Source organism: Micromonospora sp. NPDC049662 (assembly GCF_040675055.1).
In the GTDB taxonomy this organism is placed as follows: domain Bacteria; phylum Actinomycetota; class Actinomycetes; order Mycobacteriales; family Micromonosporaceae; genus Micromonospora.
In genome coordinates this window covers 1-22334 of sequence record NZ_JBFAOC010000005.1, presented here as the reverse complement: position 1 = coordinate 22334, position 22334 = coordinate 1, and the positions used below count along the sequence as shown (strand labels likewise).

At 72.2% G+C, this 22334-nt stretch carries 20 protein-coding genes; 12 read left to right on the top strand and 8 right to left on the bottom strand.

Annotation, left to right across the window (positions count from 1 at the left end; genetic code table 11):
- Window position 1: 1 nt before the first annotated feature.
- On the bottom strand, window positions 2-1564 hold the full coding sequence (locus AB0J36_RS05565) for an FAD-dependent oxidoreductase (protein WP_357128044.1): 1563 nt from the start codon (window positions 1562-1564) through the stop codon (window positions 2-4).
- Complete coding sequence (locus tag AB0J36_RS05560; RefSeq protein WP_357127973.1) at window positions 1557-3074, bottom strand: aromatic amino acid ammonia-lyase; 1518 nt, start codon at window positions 3072-3074, stop codon at window positions 1557-1559. Before AB0J36_RS05560 ends, AB0J36_RS05565 begins: the two co-directional genes overlap by 8 nt.
- A 63-nt stretch (window positions 3075-3137) precedes the next feature.
- On the opposite strand from AB0J36_RS05560, the gene AB0J36_RS05555 reads away from it, so the two are divergent.
- Together AB0J36_RS05555 and AB0J36_RS05550 are read left to right on the top strand one after the other, a co-directional pair.
- Complete coding sequence (locus tag AB0J36_RS05555) at window positions 3138-4676, top strand: NAD(P)-binding domain-containing protein (RefSeq protein ID WP_357172830.1); 1539 nt, start codon at window positions 3138-3140, stop codon at window positions 4674-4676.
- Window positions 4666-6048 (top strand): fatty acid--CoA ligase family protein, encoded by a 1383-nt coding sequence (locus AB0J36_RS05550; RefSeq protein ID WP_357172833.1) that lies wholly within the window; start codon window positions 4666-4668, stop codon window positions 6046-6048. The genes AB0J36_RS05555 and AB0J36_RS05550 overlap by 11 nt, the downstream gene beginning before the upstream one ends.
- A gap of 56 nt (window positions 6049-6104) precedes the next feature.
- Here AB0J36_RS05550 and AB0J36_RS05545 read toward each other — a convergent pair whose 3' ends face one another.
- Complete coding sequence (locus AB0J36_RS05545; RefSeq protein ID WP_357172836.1) at window positions 6105-7403, bottom strand: hypothetical protein; 1299 nt, start codon at window positions 7401-7403, stop codon at window positions 6105-6107.
- Window positions 7404-7553: 150 nt separating this feature from the next.
- A complete protein-coding gene (locus AB0J36_RS05540; protein ID WP_030490864.1) occupies window positions 7554-7676 on the bottom strand; it encodes a 50S ribosomal protein L36 in 123 nt (40 codons plus the stop codon).
- A 139-nt stretch (window positions 7677-7815) separates the two neighbouring features.
- Between AB0J36_RS05540 and AB0J36_RS05535 the strand changes: the two genes are divergently transcribed.
- Window positions 7816-8718, top strand: coding sequence for a lytic polysaccharide monooxygenase (locus AB0J36_RS05535; protein ID WP_363660135.1), 903 nt, complete (start codon window positions 7816-7818; stop codon window positions 8716-8718).
- A gap of 24 nt (window positions 8719-8742) precedes the next feature.
- On the opposite strand, the gene mgrA is transcribed toward AB0J36_RS05535, so the two are convergent.
- On the bottom strand, window positions 8743-9738 hold the full coding sequence (gene mgrA, locus AB0J36_RS05530) for an L-glyceraldehyde 3-phosphate reductase (protein WP_357172842.1): 996 nt from the start codon (window positions 9736-9738) through the stop codon (window positions 8743-8745).
- Between the two features lie 103 nt (window positions 9739-9841).
- Between mgrA and AB0J36_RS05525 the strand changes: the two genes are divergently transcribed.
- The 7 genes from AB0J36_RS05525 to AB0J36_RS05495 all read left to right on the top strand — a co-directional run bounded on the left by AB0J36_RS05525 (window position 9842) and on the right by AB0J36_RS05495 (window position 17588).
- Window positions 9842-10339: a hemerythrin domain-containing protein gene (locus AB0J36_RS05525; protein WP_357127954.1), complete on the top strand. Its 498-nt coding sequence runs from the start codon at window positions 9842-9844 to the stop codon at window positions 10337-10339.
- A 55-nt stretch (window positions 10340-10394) separates the two neighbouring features.
- A complete protein-coding gene (locus AB0J36_RS05520; RefSeq protein WP_357127951.1) occupies window positions 10395-11639 on the top strand; it encodes a histidine kinase in 1245 nt (414 codons plus the stop codon).
- Entirely contained in the window at window positions 11636-12286 is a 651-nt protein-coding gene (locus tag AB0J36_RS05515) for a response regulator transcription factor (RefSeq protein WP_357172851.1), read from the top strand. The genes AB0J36_RS05520 and AB0J36_RS05515 overlap by 4 nt, the downstream gene beginning before the upstream one ends.
- Window positions 12287-12411: 125 nt before the next feature.
- Window positions 12412-13488 carry a hypothetical protein gene (locus AB0J36_RS05510; protein ID WP_357127945.1) on the top strand — a complete coding sequence of 359 codons (1077 nt, stop codon included), beginning with the start codon at window positions 12412-12414 and terminating at the stop codon, window positions 13486-13488.
- 66 nt (window positions 13489-13554) lie between these two features.
- Window positions 13555-15051: a sigma 54-interacting transcriptional regulator gene (locus tag AB0J36_RS05505; RefSeq protein ID WP_357172853.1), complete on the top strand. Its 1497-nt coding sequence runs from the start codon at window positions 13555-13557 to the stop codon at window positions 15049-15051.
- Between the two features lie 2 nt (window positions 15052-15053).
- Window positions 15054-17006: a VWA domain-containing protein gene (locus AB0J36_RS05500; protein ID WP_357127939.1), complete on the top strand. Its 1953-nt coding sequence runs from the start codon at window positions 15054-15056 to the stop codon at window positions 17004-17006.
- A gap of 117 nt (window positions 17007-17123) precedes the next feature.
- The gene (locus tag AB0J36_RS05495; protein ID WP_357128041.1) at window positions 17124-17588 is read left to right on the top strand and encodes a hypothetical protein; all 465 of its coding nucleotides are present in this window, start codon (window positions 17124-17126) and stop codon (window positions 17586-17588) included.
- A 97-nt stretch (window positions 17589-17685) separates the two neighbouring features.
- Here the strand turns inward: AB0J36_RS05495 and AB0J36_RS05490 are convergent, their stop codons facing one another.
- Complete coding sequence (locus AB0J36_RS05490) at window positions 17686-18675, bottom strand: DJ-1/PfpI family protein (RefSeq protein ID WP_357172856.1); 990 nt, start codon at window positions 18673-18675, stop codon at window positions 17686-17688.
- 19 nt (window positions 18676-18694) lie between these two features.
- On the opposite strand from AB0J36_RS05490, the gene AB0J36_RS05485 reads away from it, so the two are divergent.
- Entirely contained in the window at window positions 18695-20050 is a 1356-nt protein-coding gene (locus AB0J36_RS05485) for an MFS transporter (protein WP_357127932.1), read from the top strand.
- Here the strand turns inward: AB0J36_RS05485 and AB0J36_RS05480 are convergent.
- Both AB0J36_RS05480 and AB0J36_RS05475 read right to left on the bottom strand, forming a co-directional pair.
- Window positions 20047-20757 (bottom strand): RICIN domain-containing protein, encoded by a 711-nt coding sequence (locus AB0J36_RS05480; RefSeq protein ID WP_357127929.1) that lies wholly within the window; start codon window positions 20755-20757, stop codon window positions 20047-20049. The two genes, AB0J36_RS05485 and AB0J36_RS05480, sit on opposite strands and share 4 nt — an antisense overlap.
- Before the next feature lie 62 nt (window positions 20758-20819).
- Window positions 20820-21290 (bottom strand): YbaK/EbsC family protein, encoded by a 471-nt coding sequence (locus tag AB0J36_RS05475; protein WP_357127927.1) that lies wholly within the window; start codon window positions 21288-21290, stop codon window positions 20820-20822.
- 93 nt (window positions 21291-21383) lie between these two features.
- Here AB0J36_RS05475 and AB0J36_RS05470 point away from each other — a divergent pair.
- Window positions 21384-22334, top strand: a 951-nt coding sequence (locus AB0J36_RS05470; protein ID WP_363660134.1) for an FAD-binding oxidoreductase, incomplete at its 3' end; no start/stop codon positions are given.

Sequence of the window (22334 nt, the reverse complement as noted above, 5' to 3'; positions counted from 1 at the left end):
GTCAGCCCTCGGCACCGGACAGGCAACGGCGGAGGAACTCCTCGAGTGGCCCAACGTGGACGTCCGGCCGATCCCACCGGTTCTCCAGGTTCTCGGCAAGGTGGTGGGTGCTGATCAACTGGCCATCGCGGTGGTAACGGACCACCGGGTGCAGGTACGCCGCGTCGTGCGCCTGCCCCACGACATCCTGGGCGACCCGGGACACGGTGATGTCGAACGGGTCGACCTGGTCGTGGTCGGGCCCGTACTCCAGCGTGACGACGAATGCCTGGTCGTACTCGTGGTCGGCGGTGTGCAGGCCCGTCGACACGAGGTAGTCCACCGGCACCTCCTCGTGGTACCGGGCCTCGTCTCCGGCGACGGTGAGCACGTCGGCGAGGAACCCGAACTGCTGCCACAGGGCCGAGCTGCGGTTGACCCTTGCGATGACGGCCGCGGTCATGGCCGCCGGCTCGGCGGCGAGCCTGTCCGACGGCCAGTCCGTGGCGTCGTACCGGCGGGAGAGGATCCGGTGCAGAGCGCGTACGGCGTAGCGGAAGCCGTGCACGAAACCGCTCGTGGACTTCTTGAAGTCGCGTACCTGCGAGATCGTCCCGGCGAAGAACAGCCCCGGCACGTTCACCGACTCCCACGCTTCGGTCTGGGCCGGGAATCGGTCCCTGATGGCGAGCTGGGGTCGGGCCGAGGAATCGAAGATCGAGGCATCGAACCGGAATCCGGTACACGCCAGCACCCGGTCGTAGTGCAGTTCCTTCACGACCTCGTTGGCCCGGGAGAAGCTGAACGTGACTTTGTACCCCGTACCGTCGCGCTCGATGCTCTTGATCGTGCCGTCGAGGATCGCGTTCGCGGACTTGAGCTGATAGGTGTCCAGGAAGTTGTTGTTCACCGCGCGCAGGTGCCCGACGTAGTGGGTACGCCACGCCATCCGGACCGAGCTGGGCCCTGCGACGTGGATCAGTGTCGTGGTCTCCATGAGGCTGTCGGCGGTCTCGAAGGCGGAGTTGCCCTTGCCGATGATGAGAACCTTCTGGTCGAGATAGTCACGCGGCTCGACGCTCATCACGTCGTACCCCTCGGCCAGCTCGAATCCGGCGATGTCCGGCTCGTAGGTCTTCGAGACGCCGGTGGCGACGATCACCGCGCGGGCCTCCCAGCGCCGCTCGCCGGCCTCGACCGTGAAGACGTCGTCGTGCTTGGACACCCGGGTCACCCGGGTGCCGTACCTGACCTTGACGCCCGTCTTCGCGGCGAAGTCCGCGAGGTAGCGCACCATCACGTCGGCATCCGGGAAGTACCGCTCGGTGTACTGCGTGAACAGCAGCGCCGGATCGTCGGTGAGCAGGGAGTTCCAGTCGAGCCGCAGATTCAGCTCAGGATCGTCCGTGCCGGTGTGCGGCTTGTTGATCGAGATGAGTGTCCGGTGCCGCGGATAGGTGGCGAAGAATGCCCCCGGCCCGTCGGCGCCCTCCAGCACCAGATAGTCGCGCGTGCCGTCGGCTTCGAGCAGGGCGGCGAGCTGAAGACCGGCCGGACCGGCCCCGATGATCAGGTAATCAAGCATCACGGCGCTCACCGTACGAGTCGGAAATCAGAGATTTTTCAAGCTCTTCCAGAATCGCGACCGCCGTTCGTACGTCCCCGTCGAGTGGTCGGTCCGGGTCGACCGGGGGTATCGCCTCCTCCAGGGCCCGCAGAGCACGGTCGCAGCCCACCGCCGTCGGGCGGCGCGCTCCGACATGCACCGCCTGGCGCAGACCCAGTCCGAGCGAACCGGTGATCAGGCGCAGGAGTTCCGCCTGGTCCAGGGCGCGGAGCGCGGCCTGGGTGCCGAGCGGGATGACGTCCTGGTTGTGCAGGTTGGTGGGGAGGCTCTGCGCGCTCGCGGGCACGGTGTCCCGTCTGATCTCGGTGATGAGCGCCGTCGACGCGAGCTGGACGCCCTGTAACCCGTGCTGCTGCCCCGGCCCCGCCGCGAGCATCGGCGGCAGCCCGCCGTTGCGACCCGGATCCACCAGCAGGTCGAGCTGGCGCTCCGCGAGGTTGCCGATCTGGGCGATCACCATGGACAGGACGTCGGCGGCGAAGGCGGCGGGCTGACCGAAGAAGTTACCGCCGTGCACGACCTTGTCGTCGTCCGGAAAGAACAGCGGGTTGTCGCTCACCCCGCCGAGGTCGGCCGCCACGACGCCGTCCACGTAGCGCAGGGCGTCCTCGGCCGCTCCGAGCAACTGCGGCGCGCAGCGGATGCTGTACGGCTCCTGCAGGGGTCTGCTGCCGGACGGCCGCAGCCCGGCACAGGTCGCCCGCATCGCGGCGCCGACGTCGATGGCGCCGGAGTGGCCGTAGGCGGCCAGCAGGGCGGGGTCGAGGAACTGCGGGTCGCTGCCGAGCAGGTCCGCGAGGAGGCACGTCAGCGTCTGGACCACACGGTGCGCGGTGCGGACCCGGGCCAGGGCGAGGGTCAGCGCCGCGGTGGTCAGCGACGTGCCGTTGACGAGCGCGAGCGCGTCCCGGCCGTCGAGCGGCAGCGGCTCCAGCCCGGCCTTCGTCAGCGCGTCCCCGGCAGGCATCCGGACGCCGTCCACATAGGCGTGTCCACGGCCGCGCAGCGCCTGGGCGGCGGCACCGAGCGGGATCAGATCGCCGCTGGCGCCCACCGAGCCGAGCCGGGGCATCGCCGGCGTGAACGTCGTGCCGAGCATGGCCGCGAGCGCGTCGATCACGTGCGGCGAGACCCCGGACGCGCCCCGGGCCAGGGACCAGGCGCGGACCAGCAGCGTCGCGCGTACGACATCCGGGGCGAGGTCGGGTCCCTGACCCGCGCCGAGGTGGGCGAGGGTGTTGTCGGCCTGGTCGCGTTGGTCGGCTCGGCCCGCGTACCCCACCAGCGCCCCGAAGCCGGTGGTGGCGCCGTAGATGGCCCGGTCGTCGCCGAGTGCCTTGCCGAGGAACGTCCGGCCGCTCGTCACCCGGCCGCGCACCTCGTCGCTGATCACGAGCGTGACCGGGCCGGCCGCGAGGCGCAGGTCGGCGGGGCGCAGCGGTGCTGCCAGATCCACCTGAATCGTCATGGAACCGGATGCTAGAAACAGTTTCTCAGAGCGCTCTGAAATCGCCTCAGTACATTTCGCCGCATGACGCACGATTGCCTGATCATCGGAGCCGGACCGGCGGGTTTGCAGCTCGCGGCCCTGCTCGAGCGCGACGGTCACGACTATGTGGTGCTGGAGGGCGGCCCCCGTCCGGGCATGTTCTTCGAGACCTATCCCCGGCACCGCCAGTTGATCTCGATCAACAAGGTGTGGACCGGCTCGGCGGACCCCGAGTTCAATCTACGGTCGGACTGGAACTCGCTGCTGTCCGACGATCCGGCGCTGCTGTTCAAGAACTACAGCACGCGTTACTTCCCCGCCGCTGAGGATCTGGTGCGTTATCTCGCCGACTTCGCGCGAGGTCTGCGCGTCCGTTACGACACCCGGGTAACGGCGGTGTCGAAGACCGGTGACGTGTTCACGGTGCAGGCCGGCGACCAGGTCTTCAAGGCCCGCAGAGTCGTCGTCGCCACCGGCGTCTCCCAGCTCTACGTGCCGCCGATCGAGGGCGTGGAACTGGTCGAACGCTACGACACGGTGAGCGTCGACCCCGCCGATTTCGTCAACCAGCGGGTGTTGATCGTCGGTAAGGGAAACTCGGCATTCGAGACCGCTGACGCGCTGATCGAGACCGCCGCGACGATTCATGTCGCCGGACCGCACTCCATCAGGCTGGCCTGGCAGACCCATTACGTCGGTCACCTGCGCGCGGTGAACAACAACTTCCTGGACACCTATCAGTTGAAGTCGCAGAACGCCGTCCTGGACGGCACGGTGGAGCGGATCAGTCAGCGGGAGGGCGGCGGGTACCGGGTGCTCTTCCGGTACGCCCGGACGGTCGAGAATCTGCGCGAACTCGAGTACGACCGGATCATCCTCTGCACCGGGTTCCGCTTCGACGCGTCCCTCTTCGCCGAGTCGGCCCGGCCGGAGTTGGTCATCAACGATCGGTTCCCGGCGCAGACCCCGGCCTTCGAGTCGGTGAACGTTCCCGGCCTCTACTTCGCCGGCACCCTCAGTCAGCAGCGTGACTTCAAGAAGTCCACGAACGGCTTCATCCACGGCTTCCGCTACGCCACCCGGGCACTGCACCACATCATCCGCGAGCGGCACCACGGTGAGCCCTGGCCGTCCCGGCAGGTCGCGCTGACGCCGGAGGCGATCGCCGCCTCGATCATCGCCCGGATCAACGTGACCTCGGCGCTGTGGCAGCAGTTCTCGGTGCTCGGCGACGTGATCACGGTCGAGGGCGAGGCCGCCCGCTACCGGCAGGAGGTGCCGGTCGCCTATCTGCGGGACGCGGAGCCGGACGTGTTCGCGCTCGTGATCACCCTCGAGTACGGCCCCGACCACGACCACGTCGACCCGTTCGACATCACCGTGCCGCGCCCGGCCGAGAACGACGCGACGGCCGCCCAGGACGCCACCTACCTCCACCCGGTGGTGCGGGTGTGGCGCGACGGGCAGGTCGTCGCCGAGCACCACCTGGCGGAGAACCTGGAGAACACCTGGGACCTGCCGACCGTGCATCAGCAGCCCCTTGAGGTCTTCGTCAAGGGTGTCCTCGCCGATGCCCGCTGACGTCTGGCCGCAACCAGTCCTGGACCTCCTGAGCGCCGGCGGGGACCGGCCGGTCTTCGAGGACGGGCCGGTCGTCACGACCGCGTCGGAGATGGCGGGGCTGATCCGGCGTATCGCGGCCGGGCTGCGCTCGTGCGGCGCGGGGCCGGGCGTGGGTGTCACGCTCGACCTGCCGGTCACCGCCGCGGCCTTCGCCGCCACGGTTGCCGCCTTCGCCGTGGGCGCGCGGGTGTCCGGGTGGCGTGCGGACCTGAGCCCGGCACAACTGTCCGGCTCCCTCGTGGTCGACCCGACTCGGCTGGCCTCGTTCACCGAGCAGCCTGACGACGGGCTGGCACTCGTCGCGGCGGGACGGGCCGAGGATCCCGCACGGATCATCTGGACCAGTGGGAGCACGGGAACACCGAAGGGCGTGGTCCAGACCTACGCCGCCATGTCGGCGTCCTGGGTCCCGTACCCGGACCGGTGGCCCCCGGCCGTCGCCGAACTGGCCACCCGGATGCAGCGCTACCTGGTCTTCGGCTCGCTGGCCAGTCAGGTGATGCTGGAGTACGGCATCCTCTCCCTCGTGGCGGGCGGCACCCTCGTCGTGGCGCCCCGGCCGGTCTTCCCGGACGCCCTGGTCGAACACCGGGCCACGGCGAGCGTGATCACGGTCGGCAAGCTGCACCAGTTGATCCGGGACCAGCGCTCCCACCCGGTGGACCTGCGTCACCTGCGGGCGCTGATGGTCTCCGGCTCGCCCCTCGCGCCGGGCCGACTGGCCGAGGCGCTCGACGTGCTGGGTCCGGTGCTCTTCCACGGCTACGGCCAGACCGAGACGTCGATGATCGCGATGGTGACCCCCGCCGAGATGCTGACCGACCCCGCCACCCTCGCCACGGTCGGCCGCCCGGCCGTGGAGGTCGCTCTTCGCGACGGGGAGATCTACGTCCGCACACCCGCGCAGGCATCGTCGTACTGGCAGGACCCGGACGAGTCGGCCGAGGTGTTCGTGGACGGCTGGGTGCGGACCCGTGACCTGGGTGAACTCGACGCCGACGGTTACCTGCGGCTGCTCGGGCGCACCCGGGACGTGATCATCATCAACGCGCAGTTGGTCCATGCCGGAGCGGTGGAGCGGGCGCTCGCCGCTGACCCCACGATCGCCGAGGCGTACGTCGTCGGCGATTCGGACGAGGCGACCGGCGAGGCCGTGCACGCGTTCGTGGTGCCGGCGGCCGGGAGGACACCCGATCCGGACCTGCTGCGCAAGCTCGTGGCCGCACAGGTGGGCGACCTCGCGGTGCCGCGCACCGTCACGGTCATCGACCGGGTCCCGCTCGCCGCCAGCGGCAAACCCGACAAGAGTCAACTCCGACAGCTCCGGTAGCGGAGTTGCGCGAGACGCCCTGACCGAGGCGGCGGTCAGGGCGTCTCGCCGTCGGGCTACTGGCCGAAGCGCGCCCGGATGTCGTACTCGTAGGACGCCTTCTGCCAGATCACCGAGAAGCGGCCGGTCGGGCTGGACGCCGGCTGCGCGTACCGCCCGTCGGGGGCGATGATCTCGTCCGCCCCGAACGTGCCGTCCTGGCCGATCGTCCGGGCGTGCACCTGCGTGGTGGAGACGTCCGGACCCCAAGCCTGCCAGGTGACCAGGCCGTCGCCGTCGTCGTCCAGGGCGACCTTCGGCCAGTCGCCGACGCCGAGCCGGGTGACCGTGCCGAGCACTCCGGTGGAGGAGATCGAGCGGGCGAAGACCTGGATACCCTCGGGAGTCCAGCGGCCCCAGGTCAGCACCGCGTCGCCGTCGAGATCGCCGGCGAGTTCGTCGAAGAGGCTCAGCTCGTGGGCGGCCGGCGAGACGCTGAGGACGCTGCCCAACGTGTCGGCGTGGCTGTAGTGCCGGGCCCGCAGGCGGGGCGGCTCACCCGCCTTGGACCACCGGTAGCTGATCACCGCATCGCCGTCCCGGTCCACGGCGAGCGAGACGCTGGCGTACCTAACATCGGTGGCCCGTCCGGCGATGACGCGCAGCGGCGCGACCCCCTCCGGGCGGACCCGACGCGCGACGACGCGCTCGTAGCTCTCCGTCCAGGCGACGACGGCGGTCCCGGCGCGGTCGACGCCCACTACCGGCTGGTCCACGCCGACACCGAGGGTCAGCTCGGGGCCGAGGGAGCTGTCCGCGCCGAAGTAGCGGGCCTTCGTCGTGTACGCGCCGTCGCGGATCTCGGTCCAGGTGACCAGCGCCAGCCCTGACGGGTCGACCGCGACGGCCGGACTCACCCCGTGCCACGTGGCGATCATCTGCAGCGGACCCAGCTCGCCGGTGGCGGACACCCGCCGGCCGGCCACGAGGCCGTCCTGCGTCCACACCACGGCCGAGTCGCCGTCGTCGTCGGACGCGACCTTGGGCCAGAAGGCGGACGCGCCGAGCGGCGAGAGCGTCTGGACCGGGCCGGCTGTGCCGTCGACCGAGACGAGCTGCGCCTTCACCTGGTCGTTGCAGCTACTCGCGTTGTTGTCGCAGCCCGCCCAGGCGAGCAGCGAGTCGCCCTGCCGGTCGACCGCCACGAAGGGCTGGTCCAGCCCGCTCCAGCCGGGCTCCGACACGACCTGGATCGGCGACCAGGTGGCCGCCCACGCGGGTGCCGGCACGGCCGCCAGGGCCGCCAACACGCCGACCACGCCGGCGGTGAACTGTCGTGTACGCCGTCGGGTCGCTGTTCTGTCTGGTCCGTGCACCGTCGCCCCCTCGATCGATGAACATGCTTGATCAGGAGGGATGATGCCATCGAGTCACGCGCACCGCTCGTCGAGAACGGCTACGCGAAACGCCCCGACCGGATGGTCCCGGTCGGGGCGTTCTCGACTGTATGTCCGCTAAGAGGCGTATCAGCCCTGGCGGCTCTTCCACTGCGGGTTCGCGCGGTTCACCACGACCACCCGGCCGCGACGACGGACCACCACCGAACCGGGCTTCTGCTTGAGCGCACGCAACGAGCTACGTACCTTCATCTCTGCCTCCTCGGCCTGGGGGTCTGGCCTGAAATCCGTACCGGTTATCGGAACGCCGTTGCCCGCCGCGTGATTCCCAGGCCCCGGGCGTCGAACCTTTGACCTCCCGCGCCCGTACCAGTGGCGGGAGGTTCAAGCCATGAGGGTGCGTCGGATGCTCGTCGTGGTGCTCGTCGTCATGGCGGCGGCACCGCTGGGCGCGGCGCCCGGCTGGGCGCACGGCGCCCCCACCGACCCGGTCAGCCGGGCGGCGGCCTGTGGGCCCGAGGGCCGGTACGCGTCGACCAGCGCCTGCCGGGCGGCCGTGGCGGCCGGCGCGGCGGTGCGCGAATGGGACAACGTACGCGTCGCGGCCATCAACGGTCGGGACCGGGAACGAATCCCGGACGGGGAGCTGTGCAGCGGAGGGCTCTCCGCGTACCAGGGGCTGGACCTGCCCCGGACCGACTGGCCGAGCACCCGGTTGACCACCGGCGCGACGTTCACCTTCCGGTACCGGACCACCATCGAGCACCGGGGCACCTTCCGGCTCTACGTCACCACGCCCGACTACGACCCGCGTAAACGGCTGACCTGGGCAGATCTGGAGCTGCGGCCGTTCCTGACGCGGACCGACCCGCCGGTGCGGGCCGGCGCGTACCAACTGGCCGGTCGGCTGCCCACGGGGCGTACCGGCCGTCACCTGATCTACACGATCTGGCAGAACTCCAACACCCCGGACACCTACTACTCCTGCTCCGACGTGGTCTTCGCCGCCGCGGGCGGGACCGGGACGCGCGCGTCGGCGAAGGCGTCGGCGCGTACCCCCGCGAGCCGGCCGGTCGCCAGCGAGTCGGCGGTGGCGGCGGCGGCCGACCCGGGCGTGCCGGTGGCGTCGGTGCGCGACCTCGACGGCCGGTGGCCGGTGCTGGCCGGCGCGGCCGTCGTGCTGGTCCTGGCGGTACTGGTCGGCGTGGGTCGGCGGCGACGCGACCCCGTCGCGCCGACGGGACCACGGTGCGAGGTGCGCAACCACCGGGCCGGGCGGCGCCGGATCTGGTGACCCGGCCCGCCCGCGATCCGGCGGTCAGCCCAACAGGCGGTCGATCTCGGCCAGGTCCTCGGTGCCCAGGTCGAGGTTGTGCACGGCGGCGACGTTGGTCTCCAACTGCTCGACGCTGCTCGCCCCGATGATGAGGCTGGTCATCCGCGCATCGCGCAGCGCCCAGGCCAGCGCGAGCTGGGCCAGGGACTGACCGCGCCGCTCGGCGACCGCGCCGAGCCCCCGGATGGTGGCCATCTTCTCGTCGCCGAGGTCGCTCTCGTTGAGAAAGACGCTGGTCCGCACCCGCGAGTCGGCCGGGATGCCCTTGAGGTAGCGGTCCGTCAGCAGGCCCTGCGCGAGCGGGCTGTACGCGATGCAGCCGGCGCCGACCTGCTCCAGCGTGTCGAGCAGGCCGTCGTCCTCGGTCCAGCGGTTGAGCATCGAGTACGACGGCTGGTTGATCAGCAGCGGCGTGCCCAGGTCGCGCAGGATCGCCGCGGCCCTCGTGGTCTGCTCCGAGTTGTAGTTGGAGATGCCCACGTAGAGGGCCTTGCCGGAGCGGACGATGGCGTCCAGCGCGCCCATCGTCTCCTCCAGCGGGGTGTCCGGGTCGAACCGGTGCGAGTAGAAGATGTCGACGTAGTCGAGGCCCATCCGGCCCAGCGACTGGTCCAACGACGAGATCAGGTTCTTACGCGAGCCCCACTCGCCGTACGGGCCGGGCCACATCAGATATCCGGCCTTGCTGGAGATGACCAGCTCGTCCCGGTACGGCTTCAGGTCGGTGGCGAGCATCCGGCCGAAGTTCTCCTCCGCCGAGCCGGGCGGCGGGCCGTAGTTGTTCGCCAGGTCGAAGTGGGTGACGCCGAGGTCGAACGCGCGCCGGACGATGTCCCGCTGGCGCTCGTACGGGCGGTCCGGGCCGAAGTTGTGCCACAGGCCGAGAGAGACGGCGGGCAGCCGCAGGCCACTGCGTCCGCTGCGCCGGTAGGTCATGGTGTCGTAGCGGTCTTCCGCGGCGAGGTAGGTCACGATCATGAGCCTAGCCCCGGTCCGGCGTGCCCGAGATCGGGCGTGGAAAGCCGGACATCGGGGTAGTTTCGACCCGACGACCGGCCCAGCACCGCGGAAAGTGAGCGACGTGGACGACATCACCGCACTGATCCTGGACGACCACGCCGCCTTCCGGCGCGGCTTCGCCCGCCTCGACGACGCCCGCGACGAGCAGGAACTGCTGGCCATCTGGGACGCCCTCGCCCTGCACCTGGACATCCATGCCGAGGCGGAGGAGGCGATCCTCTACCCGCACCTGGTCAAGCACGGCGACGACGGCGAGGACGAGACCGCCGACGCGATCGGCGACCACAACAAGATCCGGGACGCCATCGCCGAGTCCAAACTGCACCCGGTCGGTTCGAAGCCCTGGTGGGAGGCGGTCGGCACGGCCCGGCGGGAGAACAGTGAACACCTGGCCGAGGAGGAGGACGAGGCGCTGCCCGACTTCCGCCGGCACGCCGGCTTCGAGCTGCGCGCCGAGCTGGGCCAGCGCTGGCTGACCTTCTACGGCGAGCACAAGAACGGCCGTGACCTGCCGTTCCGCGACAAGGACCCGCAGGGGTACGTGGCCGACCACCGCTGAGATCTCCCCGCTGCGGGGGAGTCGCGCACCCGGTCCACGCCAGCAGAATGACCGGATGACCCTCCGCGCGGCGCTGGCCCCGCTGGTCGCCGGCAGCACCTGGCGACGCGGCGTGTACCTGCTGCTCGGCGGCGTGCTGGCCCTGCCGTACGGGGTCCTCGCGGTGACCTTCGCGCAGATGCTCACCGACTCGGAGATCCCCCGCCCGCTGGTGTACGTCCTGCTGGTGGTCGCGGCGCTGATCGCCGTGGTGCCGCTGCTGCTGGACGGCAGCCGGGCCCTGGAGATCGCGGCCGTACGGGCGCTGCTCGGCGTCGACCTGCCCGACCCGGCGCCGGGACACCGGGGCGATCGGGAGAGCCGCCTGCGCAGCGCGCTCTGGATCGCCACGCACCTCATCGTCGGCGCGCTGGTGATGACCGCGCTGTTCAGCGCCCTGCCGATGGCGCTCGCGTTCATCGCGCAGCAGTTTGGTGTGGGCGACGAGCTGACCAGCCGGGAACGGTTCGGGCCGCTGGACGGGCGGGACAGCGGCTGGCTCACCCTCGCCGGGGTCGCCCTGCTGGTGGGCCTCGGCTACGCCGTGGCCGGGCTCGGCGCGCTCGCCGTCTCGATGGCCCCGGTGCTGCTCGGCCCCGCCCAGGCCGAGCGGATCGCCGCCCTGGAGGCGCGGGCCACCCGGCTCGCCGAACGCAACCGGCTGGCCCGCGAACTGCACGACTCCGTCGGTCACGCGTTGACCGTGGCGACCCTCCAGGCCGGCGCCGCCCGTGAGGTGCTGGACACCGACCCGGAGTTCGTCCGGCGCGCGCTGACCGCCATCGAGGACGCCGGCCGGACCGCGATGGACGAGCTGGACCACGTGCTGGGGCTGCTCCGCGAGACCGGCGGCGGCCGGCCCTCGGTGGCGCCACAGCGTACGCTCGCCGACCTGGACCGGCTGGTCACCGACGCCCGCGCGGCCGGGCTGACGGTCTACGACAGCCGCGCCGGCGATCCCGCGGCGGTGCCCGCGGTCGTCTCCCGGGAGGGCTACCGCATCGTCCAGGAGGGACTGACCAACGCCGCCCGCCACGGCCACGGGCCGGTGACGCTGCGGCTCGACCTGCACCGCGATGCCCTGGAGTTGGAGATGGAAAATGCCCTCGGCCGACAGCGCCGCTCCGATCCGGGTCGGGGCGGGCGGGGCCTGGACGGCATCCGGGAACGGGTGCTGCTGCTCGGCGGCCGGCTCACCGTCGGCCCGGACGGCGACCGGTGGCTCGTCCGAGCCCGCCTGCCGTACGAGGACGCCCGATGACCACCGGCGTGCTGATCGTCGACGACGACGAGCTGATCCGGGTCGGCCTGCGAGCCATCATCGACGCGCAACCGGACCTGCGAGTGCTCGCCGAGGCCGCCGACGGGGCCGAGGTGCCGCCCCTGGTCGCCCGGCACCGCCCGGACGTGGTGCTGATGGACGTGCGGATGCCCGGCATCGACGGCATCCAGGCCACCCGCCACCTGCTGGCCACCTCCGCCGACCCGCCCCGGGTGCTGGTGATCACCACGTTCGCCAACGACGAGTACGTCTACGAGGCGCTGCGCGCCGGCGCGTCCGGCTTCCTGCTGAAGCGGGCCCGCCCGGCGGAGGTCATCGAGGCGGTCCGCGTCGTGGCGGCCGGGGAGTCGCTGCTGTTCCCGGCGGCGATCCGCCAGCTCGTCGGAGCGTACGGGCCGGTGGGCGGGGACCGCCTGCAGGCCGCCCGCCTCACCGAGCGGGAGGCCGAGGTGCTGCGGCTGATGGCGACCGGCCGGTCCAACCCGGAGATCGCCGCGCACCTGGTCGTCGGGGTGGAGACGGTCAAGACGCACGTCGGCAACGTGCTGGCCAAGCTGGGCGTCCGCGACCGTACCCAGGCGGTCATCGCCGCGTACGAGTCCGGCTTCGTCACCCCGTCCGGCTGATCCCCCGGCCGAGGGCTCCCGGCCGTTCCCCCGGCCGAGGGGCTCCCGGCTGATCCCTCGGCCGGGGGAGCGGGTTCACCGCCGCCCGGGAGGGAACCGGTCGCCGATCGGTCGAGGCTGAGAGCATGACGACGATCAATGACCTTCGAGCCCGTACCGAATCCCGCTGGCCCGACCGGCTCGCCCCGCTCGCCGCCGGTTGGCTCGGCCTGTGGGGCGTACTCGCCCTGCTCGGCACGCTCACCGGCGCCGGCTACCCGTTCGGCCCGAACGACCTCCACGGCGGTGACGTCAGCCTGCTGCGCCTGGTGCCGGTGGACGTGGCCACCCCGCTCTTCGCCGGAGTCCTGCTGACCGCCGCCGTGGCCGCCCTCGCCATGAGCCGGCCAGCGGTCCGGCCACCCGGCCCGCTGCGGGCACTGCTCGCCGGCTACGGCTGGGCGGTCGTGTTCCTGCTCGCCGTGGTCGTGCCGGACGTCCGCGTGCTGGTCATCCTCGGCTACCTGCCGATCCTGATCGTCGGCGCGCCGTTCGGCTGGCCGCCGGTCGACTACTCCGACATCTTCAACTGGGCCCTGTTCGGCCGCTTCGCCGCGCTGCTCGGCGGGCTGCTGCTGGCCGGGGCGGTGCTCGCCTGGCAACGCCGTACCGCCGCAAGCTGCGTCTCCTGCGGGCGGGACGGCACCGACCGTGGCTGGACCACCCCGGCCGCCGCCGCCCGCTGGGGTCGGTGGGCCGCCGGCATCGCGGCGATCATCCCGTTGACGTACGCGGCGATCCGGTTCGCCTGGACGGCGGGCATCCCGCTGGGCATCTCCCGGGAGTTCCTGACCGAGATGCAGGACAGCGGGCTGGTCTGGGCCGGGTTCGGGCTGGCCGCCTTCGCCACCGCCGGCGCGATCCTCACCCTCGGGCTGGTGCAGCGTTGGGGTGAAACGTTCCCCCGCTGGATGGTCGGGCTCGCCGGTCGTCGGGTGCCGGTGAAGCTGGCCGTGGTGCCGGCGACCCTGGTCGCCATCTCCGTCACCGCGGCGAGCCTCGGCCTGCTCAGCAACCCCCAGTTCTGGGAGCTCACCGGCGGGACCAGCCTGACCGGGGCGCCCATGCTGCTCTGGCCGCTGTGGGGCGTGGCGCTCGGCGCGGCCACGTACGCGTACCACCTGCGCCGCCGGGGCGCCTGCCGGCGCTGCGGCCAGGGCTGAGGGTGGCCGTGGGGGTGCCACCCGAAGCCGGAGGCGCCCCCGAAAATGTGAGCTAGCGTTACTCGGGTGACTGCGCCTACCCCGGTAATCCCGGTTCCACCGGCCGACCTGCCCGGCACGCTCGGCGCGCTACGGGCGGCCGGTCACCAGTACCGCACCGTCAAGCAGGAACTCCGCGACAACCTCCTCGCCCGGATGCGCTCCGGCGAGACCCGTTTCCCCGGCATCGTCGGCTACGACGACACCGTCCTGCCCGAGGTCGAGCGTGCTCTGCTCGCCGGGCACGACATGGTGCTGCTCGGCGAGCGCGGCCAGGGCAAGACCCGACTGATCCGCGCCCTGGGCTCGCTGCTCGACGAGTGGACCCCCGTCATCACGGGCTCGGTCCTCAACGAACACCCGATGCGCCCGCTCACCCCCGCCTCGGTCGCCCAGGTCGCCGAGGCCGGCGACGACCTGCCGATCGGCTGGCTGCACCGCTCGATGCGCTACGGCGAGAAGCTCGCCACCCCGGATACCAGCGTCGGCGACCTGATCGGTGACGTCGACCCGATCCGGATCGCCCAGGGCCGCACCCTCGGCGACCCGGAGACCATCCACTTCGGGCTGGTGCCGCGTACCAACCGTGGCATCTTCGCCGTCAACGAGCTGCCCGACCTGGCCGAGCGCATCCAGGTGGCGCTGCTCAACGTGTTGGAGGAGCGCGACATCCAGGTCCGCGGCTACCAACTCCGGCTACCGCTGGACCTGCTCCTGGTGGCCAGCGCCAACCCTGAGGACTACACCAACCGGGGTCGCATCATCACGCCGCTCAAGGACCGGTTCGGCGCGGAGATCCGTACCCACTACCCGGTCGACCTGGAGTTGGAGCTGGCGTTGATCCGCCAGGAGGCGGATCTGGTCGCGGCCGTCCCCGAGCACGTGCTGGAAGTGCTGGCCCGCTTCGCCCGCGCGGTGCGGGAATCCCCGTCGGTGGACCCGCGCTCCGGAGTCTCCGCCCGGTTCGCGATCGCCGCCGCCGAGACGGTGGCCGGTGCCGCGCTGCGTCGTGCCGGCTTGCTCGCCGCCTCCGCCGACGTGTTAGGAGGGGCCCCCTCTACAACCGCAAGCGATAACAAGGTGCCCTTCCTTGCACCGGAGGCGGCGGTGGCCCGCGTTGGTGACGCGGTGTCGGTGACCAGCACGCTGCGCGGCAAGGTGGAGTTCGAGAGCGGCGAGGAGGGACGGGAGGTCGAGATCCTGGCGCACCTGCTGCGGACCGCGACCGCCGAGACGTTCCGCGCCCACCTGGCCGGCCTCGACCTGTCCGGGTTCACCGCTCTCGTCGAGGACGGGACGGCGATCGAGACCGGCGAGCTGGTCGGCTCCGCCGAGCTGCTGCGCCAGGTGGGCACGGTGCCCGGTCTGGCCAAGGTGCTCGACCGGCTCGGCCTGGGCGACGCGCCCACCCCGGAGGAGGCCGCCGCGGCCGTGGAGTTCGTGCTGGAGGGGCTGCACCTGACCCGCCGGCTCGGCAAGGACGTCACCGAGTCCGGGCGCACCGTCTACGGCGGCCGGGGCTGACTGTGGCCGGCAACCGGTTCCGGTACGGCCAGTGGAACGGCGGGCCCGATCCGCTGGCACCCCCGTACGACGTGCGTGAGGCGGTGGACGCGGTCGGCGCCGAGGTGCTGGCCGGCGGCAGCCTGCGGCAGGCGCTGCGCGATCTGCTGCGCCGTGGCCCGCAGGGGCGGGGCGGGCTGGACGACCTGGCGGCTCGGGCGCGACGGCTGCGCCGCGAGGCGCTTCGTCGCGGCGACCTCGACGGCGCGGTGACCCGCGCACAGGCCCTGCTCGACCAGGCTCTCGCCGCCGAACGTGACGAGCTGCGGAGCCGCGACGACGACGACGCGCGGTTCGCCGAGTCGGTGCTGGACAATCTGCCCCGCTCCACGGCCCGTGCGGTCGAGGAGCTGGCCGGCTACCAGTGGGCCAGCGAGGACGCCCGTCGTTCGTACCAGCAGATTCTCGACCAGCTCCGGGACGACGTGCTCGGTCAGCGGTTCGCGGGCCTGCGGGACGCGGTGCGCGCGTCCGCCGATCCGGCCGCGCAGCAGCGGCTCGCCGAGATGATGCGGGACCTGAACGACCTGCTGGCCCGGCACGGCCGCGCGGAGGACACCACCGACGCGTTCGCCGAGTTCATGCGCCGGCACGGCGACTTCTTCCCGGAGCAGCCGGAGACGGTCGACGAGCTGATCGACGTGCTGGCCCGCCGTTCGGCGGCCGGTGAGCGGCTGATGAACTCGCTGTCCGAGCGGCAGCGCGCCGAGCTGGCCGGTCTGATGCAGCAGTCCCTCGGCGACCGGCTCGCCGGTGAGCTGTCGGCGCTCGACGCGAACCTGCGGGCGCTGCGGCCGGATCTGCGCTGGGGGCGCGGCGAGCGGGTCCGGGGCGACCAGCCGTTGGACTACGCCGACGCGGCCGGCGCGCTCGGCGAGATCGGCGAGCTGGACGACCTGCTGGATCAGCTCGACCAGGAACACCCCGGGGCCACGCTTGACGACGTGGACGTCGACGCGGTGGCCCGGACGCTGGGCCGGGACGCGGCCGACGACGTCCGCCGGCTGCGCGAGCTGGAACGCGAGCTGCGCCGGCAGGGCTGGGTGGGCCGGGACGCGGACGGGCTCACGCTCAGCCCGAAGGCCCTGCGCCGGCTCGGCGGCACGGCGCTGCGGCGGGTCTTCGCCGACCTGACGGCCGGTCCGCGCGGTCAGCACGACCTGCGTTCGGCGGGTGCGGCCGGCGAGGTCAGCGGGGCGTCCCGCCCGTGGGAGTACGGCGACGAGCAACCGCTGGACGTGGTTCGTACGCTCACCCGGGCGGTGCGCCGGGCCGGGCCGACGGTTCCGCTGCAACTCGAAGCGGACGACTTCGAGGTGGTGGAGACCGAGAAGCGTGCCTCGGCGGCGGTGGTGCTCTGCGTGGACCTGTCGTACTCGATGATCTCGCAGGGTCGTTGGGGGCCGATGAAGCAGACGGCGCTGGCGTTGGCGCACCTGATGGAGACCCGTTTTCCACAGGACGCCCTGCAGATCGTGGGCTTCGGTCGGGAGGCGACGACGCTCACCCAGCAGGAGTTGGCGGCCGTGGAGCCGGACCTGCAACAGGGGACGAACCTGCAACACGCGCTGCGGTTGGCCGCTCGGCACCTGCGCCGCCATCCGGATGCCGAGCCGGTGGTGCTGGTGGTCACCGACGGGGAGCCGACCGCCCACCTCGACCCGGACGACGGGGAGGCGCTGTTCCACTGGCCGCCGCTGCCGGAGACGATCGAGGCGACGGTCCGCGAGGTGGACCGGCTCAGCCGCTACGGTGCGACCCTCAACCTGTTCATGCTCGGCGATGACGAGGGCCTGCGCCGCTTCATCGACGCGGTGGCGAGACGCAGCCGTGGCCGCATGTTCACCCCCGACACCGACGACCTGGGCGAGTACGTGGTGTCGGACTACCTCCGCTCCCGCCAGTCCCGCCGCTGAACGGACCACCCCGTCGATCATGGAGTTGTGGTGGGTGGCAAATGCCGCTCGTCCGGGTGAATCGGGCACCACAACGCCATGATCGACGGGGTGGGGCGGTGGGGTGGGGGTGTGGTGGTGGCGAGTGGCGGGTTGCGGCGGGCTTATGACTCGGTGTTTGCCGAGATCGACGGGGTTTCTTTTGGGGCTGCCCCTCGGGGGCAGTTGAGCGCCGAGCAGATCGTGGCGCACCTGGTGGCGAACGACGAACTGATGATCCAGGCCAGCGAGGCGTTGCTCGCGGGGTCGCCGTTCGCCTACTACGAGCTGGAGGAGGACATCCACCGTCCGCAGCTCGACGCGTTGGTCGCCGAGCAGGGCGGTCTGCGCGGCCTGGCGGCGTTGCTGCACGGCACCAGCGAACGGCTGTGCGGACTGGTCGACCAACTCGGCCTGGCGGCGGAGGCGCCGGTGGAGACCCACCTCCGCGAGGGCTTCGACCTGATCGTCGACGAGCCGCTGCCCTGGTCCCGCACGCTGGACCTGCACGCGAGGGTCCACCTCCCCAAACACCAGGCCCAGCTCCACCTGCTCCGGACCTGACCGCCCCCCACGACCCTCGTCGATCTTGCACTTTCTGCGGCGACAAAGGCATGTGTAACGGGCATCTCGACGACAGCAAGTGCAAGATCGCGGGGGGTTAGGCGCGGGTCAGCTCCTCGCGGGGGTGGAAGGTGCGGCGGTAGGTGGACGGGGCCACGCCGATGCGTTGGTGCAGTTGTTGACGTAGGGCTGCCGTCGTGCCGAAGCCGCAGCGGCGGGCGATCTGGTCGACGGTGAGGTCGGTCGTCTCCAGGAGGAGTCGGGCGTGGTCGGTCCGTTGCCGCAGTAGCCACTGCGCGGGGCTCAGTCCCGTCTCCAGCCGGAAACGTCGGGTGAAGGTGCGGACGCTCATCCGGGCCTGCTCGGCGAGGTCGCGCAGGGCGATCGGCTCGTGCAGGCGCTGTCGGGCCCACTCGCGGGTGGCGGCGGTGCTCGCATCGGTGGCCCGGGGGACCGGCTGTTCGATGTACTGCGCCTGCCCGCCGTCGCGCCACGGCGGCATGACACAGCGTCGGGCCGCCCGGTTGGCGATGTCGCTGCCGTGGTCGAGGCGGATGACGTGCAGGCAGAGATCGATGCCGGCGGCCACTCCGGCCGAGGTGAGCACCCGGTCGTCGACGATGAAGAGCACGTCCGGGTCGAGGTCCACCCGGGGGTGCAGGCGGCGGAACCGCTCGGCGTACGCCCAGTGGGTCGTCGCCCGGCGTCCGTCCAGCAGGCCGGCCGCGGCCAGCACGAACGCGCCGGTGCAGATCGACATGATCCGGGCGCCCCGTTGGTACGCCGACCGCAGCGCCTCGGCCACCTCCGGCTCGACGGTGCCCGAGGTGAGCGCCGCGCCGGCGTGGATGCCCGGGACGATCACCGTGTCGGCGGTGTCGAGCAGCTCCAACCCGTGGTCCGGGAGCACCTGGAAGCCGGCGGTGCTGCGGACCGGCCGGCCGCCCGGGGTGCACACCCGGACGTCGTAGCGGTACGCGTCGTCGGCGCCCCGGGCGGTGCTGAAGACCTGGGACGGGGTGCCGAGGTCGAGGCCGACGACCTGGTCGAGGGCGAGGACGGCGATCCGGTGCGGGCCACTACTCATGGCCCGATTATTGCGTACGATGGCTTTCCGGCCACTCGTCCTAGCCGGAGGCGCGGCCCAGACTGGTCGCGTGAGCAAGAATCGTCGCCTGCACCCCGCCTGGCTCGTGGCCGGTGTCGCCTTCGTGGCGCTCGTCGGCGCGGCCGGGTTCCGCGCCACGCCGTCGGTGCTGCTGCACCCGCTGCACGCGGAGTTCGGCTGGCCGCTGGCCACCATCTCCGCGGCCGTCTCGGTCAACCTGCTCCTCTACGGGCTCACCGCGCCGTTCGCCGCTGCGCTGATGGACCGGTTCGGCATCCGCCGGGTCGTCTCGGTGGCGCTGCTGCTGGTCGCCGCCGGCAGCGGTCTGACGGTGTTCATGACCGCGAGCTGGCAGTTACTGCTGTGCTGGGGCGTCCTCGTCGGCCTGGGCACCGGCTCGATGGCGCTCGCCTTCGTGGCGACCGTCACCGGGCGCTGGTTCGTCCGTCGTCGGGGCCTGGTCACCGGCGTGCTGACCGCGGGCGGGGCCGCCGGGCAACTGATCTTCCTGCCGCTGATCGCCGTGCTGGTACGCGACCACGGCTGGCGCACGGCGGCACTCGTCGTGGCCGGTGCCGCCCTGGCTGTCGTACCCCTGGTGGTGTGGCTGCTGCGCGAACACCCGGCGGATCTCGACCTGCCCGCCTACGGCGCGACCGAGGTCGTCGCGGCGCCGCCGCCGGCCGGCGGCGCGGCGACGCGGGCGCTCGGCGCGTTGGCCGCCGCGGCCCGGACGCGGCCGTTCTGGCTGCTGGCCGGCGGGTTCGCGATCTGCGGAGCGACCACGAACGGCCTCGTCGGTACGCACTTCGTGCCGGCCGCGCACGACCACGGCATGGCCGAGACCACGGCGGCGGGACTGCTCGCGCTGGTGGGGCTCTTCGACATCGTCGGCACGATCGCCTCCGGCTGGCTGACCGACCGGGTGGACAGCCGGCTGCTGCTCGGTGCCTACTACGCGCTGCGCGGGCTGTCGCTGCTGGTGCTGCCCAGCCTGTTCGCGGGTACCGCCGAGCCGAGCATGCTGGTGTTCATCGTCTTCTACGGCCTGGACTGGGTGGCCACCGTGCCGCCGACCGTTGCGCTGTGCCGGGAGTACTTCGGTGGCGCGGGCGCGGTCGTGTTCGGCTGGGTGTTCGCCGCCCACCAGTTCGGGGCGGCGCTCGCGGCCACCGGCGCGGGGCTGGTCCGCGACCGACTCGGCGACTACGCGGTGGCCTGGTACGTGGCCGGTGCGCTGTCGATCGGCGCGGCAGGGCTGTCGCTGCTGCTGCGCCGACGGCCGGGTCGACCGGTGCCGGAGGCCGTCCTCGTCGCCGCGACCGCACCCCGCGCCTGGAGCTACCGCGGTTAGCCGACCGTCCACTGTTGGGCGGGCCGGCCGTCGCAGGGCCGCTGCCGGATGTCGTTGCCGGCCTCGACGCCGTCGTCGTCGGCCTGCGCGCACTTACCGCTGTGCACCGCGACCAGCAGCACGGGGCCGGCGCCGGTGGGGGTCAGCCGCCACTGCTGGTTGGCCTGACCGTGGCACGGGAACTGTTGCAACCGCGCGCCGTCGTCACCGCTGCCGCCCTCGACATCGAGGCACTGCCCGTGGGCGGCGTTGGTCATCGTCACCGCTCCCGTCGCTACCGGGTTGACCATCCACTGCTGCTCCGGGCCGCCGGTGCAGGCGGCCAGTTCGGCCTCGGCCTTCTCGTCGTCGCCGTCGAGCCCGAGGCAGAGCCCGGTGGGCGACCGCAGCACGTGGGCGCCGCTGGTGGGAACGGCCGGGGTGGCCGACGGGGTCGGCGACGGCTCGACCGAGGGCGTCGGGGTCGGCTCGGCCGCCGGGGTGGTCGGCTCGGCGGCGCTGGACGGCGTGCCGACGGCCGCCGGCACCACCGGCTCGTCGTCCCCGTCGAGCAGACCGGTGGCGAAGACCACACCGAGGAGTACGCCCACCAGCCCGACCGCCAACGCCACCCGCAGCAGCGGGTCGGCCAGCGGGCCCGAGTTGGCTCGGCGTCGGCCGCCGTAGACGGTGCCGACGGGGTCGGGGCGTTCCTCGGGGGCGGGCATAGCCGCCATCCTCACCCACGGCGGCGGGCCGGAGCCAGCCGGACGACGGCAGCGGCGGAGTTTCAGCGGGTGGGCTGCGGGTCGGTGACGTCGGCCACAGTGGCGTCGAGGGCGGCGATCGCGGCGTCGGCGTCGACCGCCACGGCGAGACCCCGCTCGCCCGCGCCCAGGGTGATCTGCCGGCCCCGTAGCCGCTCGTCGGCGATCACCGGCCAGGCCGTGCTCGCGCCGAACGGGGTGATGGTGCCGCGCTCGTACCCGGTGGCGGTCAGCGCGCCCGCCGCGTCCGGCATGGAGATCCGCTGCACCCCGAGCAGGGCGCGCAGCTTGGGCCAGGAGATGACCCGGTCACCAGGGGTGAGCACGAACAGGTGGTCGTCCGCGCCACGGCGGACGACGATCGTCTTGACCACGTCCGGGATGGCCACACCACGGGCGGCGGCGGCCTCCGCGAGGCTGCCGACCGCGCCGTGACTGACCAACCGGTACGGCAGTCCGGCGGAGTCCAGGGCGGCGATCGCGGGCGACGGCATGTCCGCCACGGTAACCGCCCGGCCTGCTGTCGGACGGGAAACGGCAGGCGAGGACATCCCACGATTTCCCGGGTGCAGGCGTAAGGTGATCACATGCGCGCTGAGCGTGTGGATCACCCAATTGACCATGATCAAGCGGTGGACACGTTGCGGCGGTCGTACGCCGCGGTGCCCACGGGCGAGCCTGTCCGGCTGGCCAAACGCACCTCCAACCTGTTCCGCCCCCGATCCGCTCCCCGCACCCCGGGCCTCGACGTGAGTGGCCTGAACGGGGTGCTCTCGGTCGATCCGGCCGGGCGTACGGCCGACGTGCAGGGCATGTGCACGTACGAGGACCTGGTCGACGCGACGCTGCCGCACGGGCTGATGCCGCTGGTGGTGCCGCAACTGCGCACCATCACCCTGGGCGGCGCGGTGACCGGCCTCGGGATCGAGTCGACGTCCTTCCGCAACGGACTGCCCCACGAGTCGGTACGCGAGATGGACATCCTCACCGGCTCCGGCGCGATCGTCACCGCCCGTCCGGACTCCGAGCACGCCGACCTGTTCCGCGCGTTCCCCAACTCGCTGGGCAGCCTCGGCTACGCGACGAGGCTGCGCATCGAGTTGCAGCCGATCGGCCGGTACGTGGCGTTGCGCAACATCCGGTTCACCCAACTGGAGGCGCTCACCGACGCGATCGCCGAGGTGAGCGCCACCCGGTCGTGGGCCGGCCAGCCGGTCGACGTGCTGGACGGCGTGATGTTCAGCCCCGGTGAGGCGTACCTGGTGCTGGGGACCTTCACCGACACCGCCGATCCGCCCAGCGACTACACCGGCCAGGCGATCTACTACCGGTCGCTGCGTCAGCGCACCCGCGACGTGCTGACCGCGTACGACTATCTGTGGCGCTGGGACACCGACTGGTTCTGGTGCTCGGCGGCGTTCGGCGCGCAGCACCCGGTCGTGGGGGGGGCGGGGGGGGGGCGGGGCCCCGCGCGCGCCGGGGGCACCACCCCCGCGGGGCACCCACGCAAGCCCCGCCCGGGCCGCGGCGAGCGGCGC

Excerpts from the sequence above, each read along its gene's own strand:
- AB0J36_RS05565 (WP_357128044.1), bottom strand. The coding sequence starts at position 1,564 with ATGCTTGATTACCTGATCATCGGGGCCGGTCCGGCCGGTCTTCAGCTC.
- AB0J36_RS05560 (WP_357127973.1), bottom strand. The coding sequence starts at position 3,074 with ATGACGATTCAGGTGGATCTGGCAGCACCGCTGCGCCCCGCCGACCTG.
- AB0J36_RS05555 (WP_357172830.1), top strand. The coding sequence starts at position 3,138 with ATGACGCACGATTGCCTGATCATCGGAGCCGGACCGGCGGGTTTGCAG.
- AB0J36_RS05550 (WP_357172833.1), top strand. The coding sequence starts at position 4,666 with ATGCCCGCTGACGTCTGGCCGCAACCAGTCCTGGACCTCCTGAGCGCC.
- AB0J36_RS05540 (WP_030490864.1), bottom strand. The coding sequence starts at position 7,676 with ATGAAGGTACGTAGCTCGTTGCGTGCGCTCAAGCAGAAGCCCGGTTCG.
- AB0J36_RS05535 (WP_363660135.1), top strand. The coding sequence starts at position 7,816 with ATGAGGGTGCGTCGGATGCTCGTCGTGGTGCTCGTCGTCATGGCGGCG.
- mgrA (WP_357172842.1), bottom strand. The coding sequence starts at position 9,738 with ATGATCGTGACCTACCTCGCCGCGGAAGACCGCTACGACACCATGACC.
- AB0J36_RS05520 (WP_357127951.1), top strand. The coding sequence starts at position 10,395 with ATGACCCTCCGCGCGGCGCTGGCCCCGCTGGTCGCCGGCAGCACCTGG.
- AB0J36_RS05515 (WP_357172851.1), top strand. The coding sequence starts at position 11,636 with ATGACCACCGGCGTGCTGATCGTCGACGACGACGAGCTGATCCGGGTC.
- AB0J36_RS05510 (WP_357127945.1), top strand. The coding sequence starts at position 12,412 with ATGACGACGATCAATGACCTTCGAGCCCGTACCGAATCCCGCTGGCCC.
- AB0J36_RS05490 (WP_357172856.1), bottom strand. The coding sequence starts at position 18,675 with ATGAGTAGTGGCCCGCACCGGATCGCCGTCCTCGCCCTCGACCAGGTC.
- AB0J36_RS05485 (WP_357127932.1), top strand. The coding sequence starts at position 18,695 with ATGGCTTTCCGGCCACTCGTCCTAGCCGGAGGCGCGGCCCAGACTGGT.
- AB0J36_RS05480 (WP_357127929.1), bottom strand. The coding sequence starts at position 20,757 with ATGCCCGCCCCCGAGGAACGCCCCGACCCCGTCGGCACCGTCTACGGC.
- AB0J36_RS05475 (WP_357127927.1), bottom strand. The coding sequence starts at position 21,290 with ATGCCGTCGCCCGCGATCGCCGCCCTGGACTCCGCCGGACTGCCGTAC.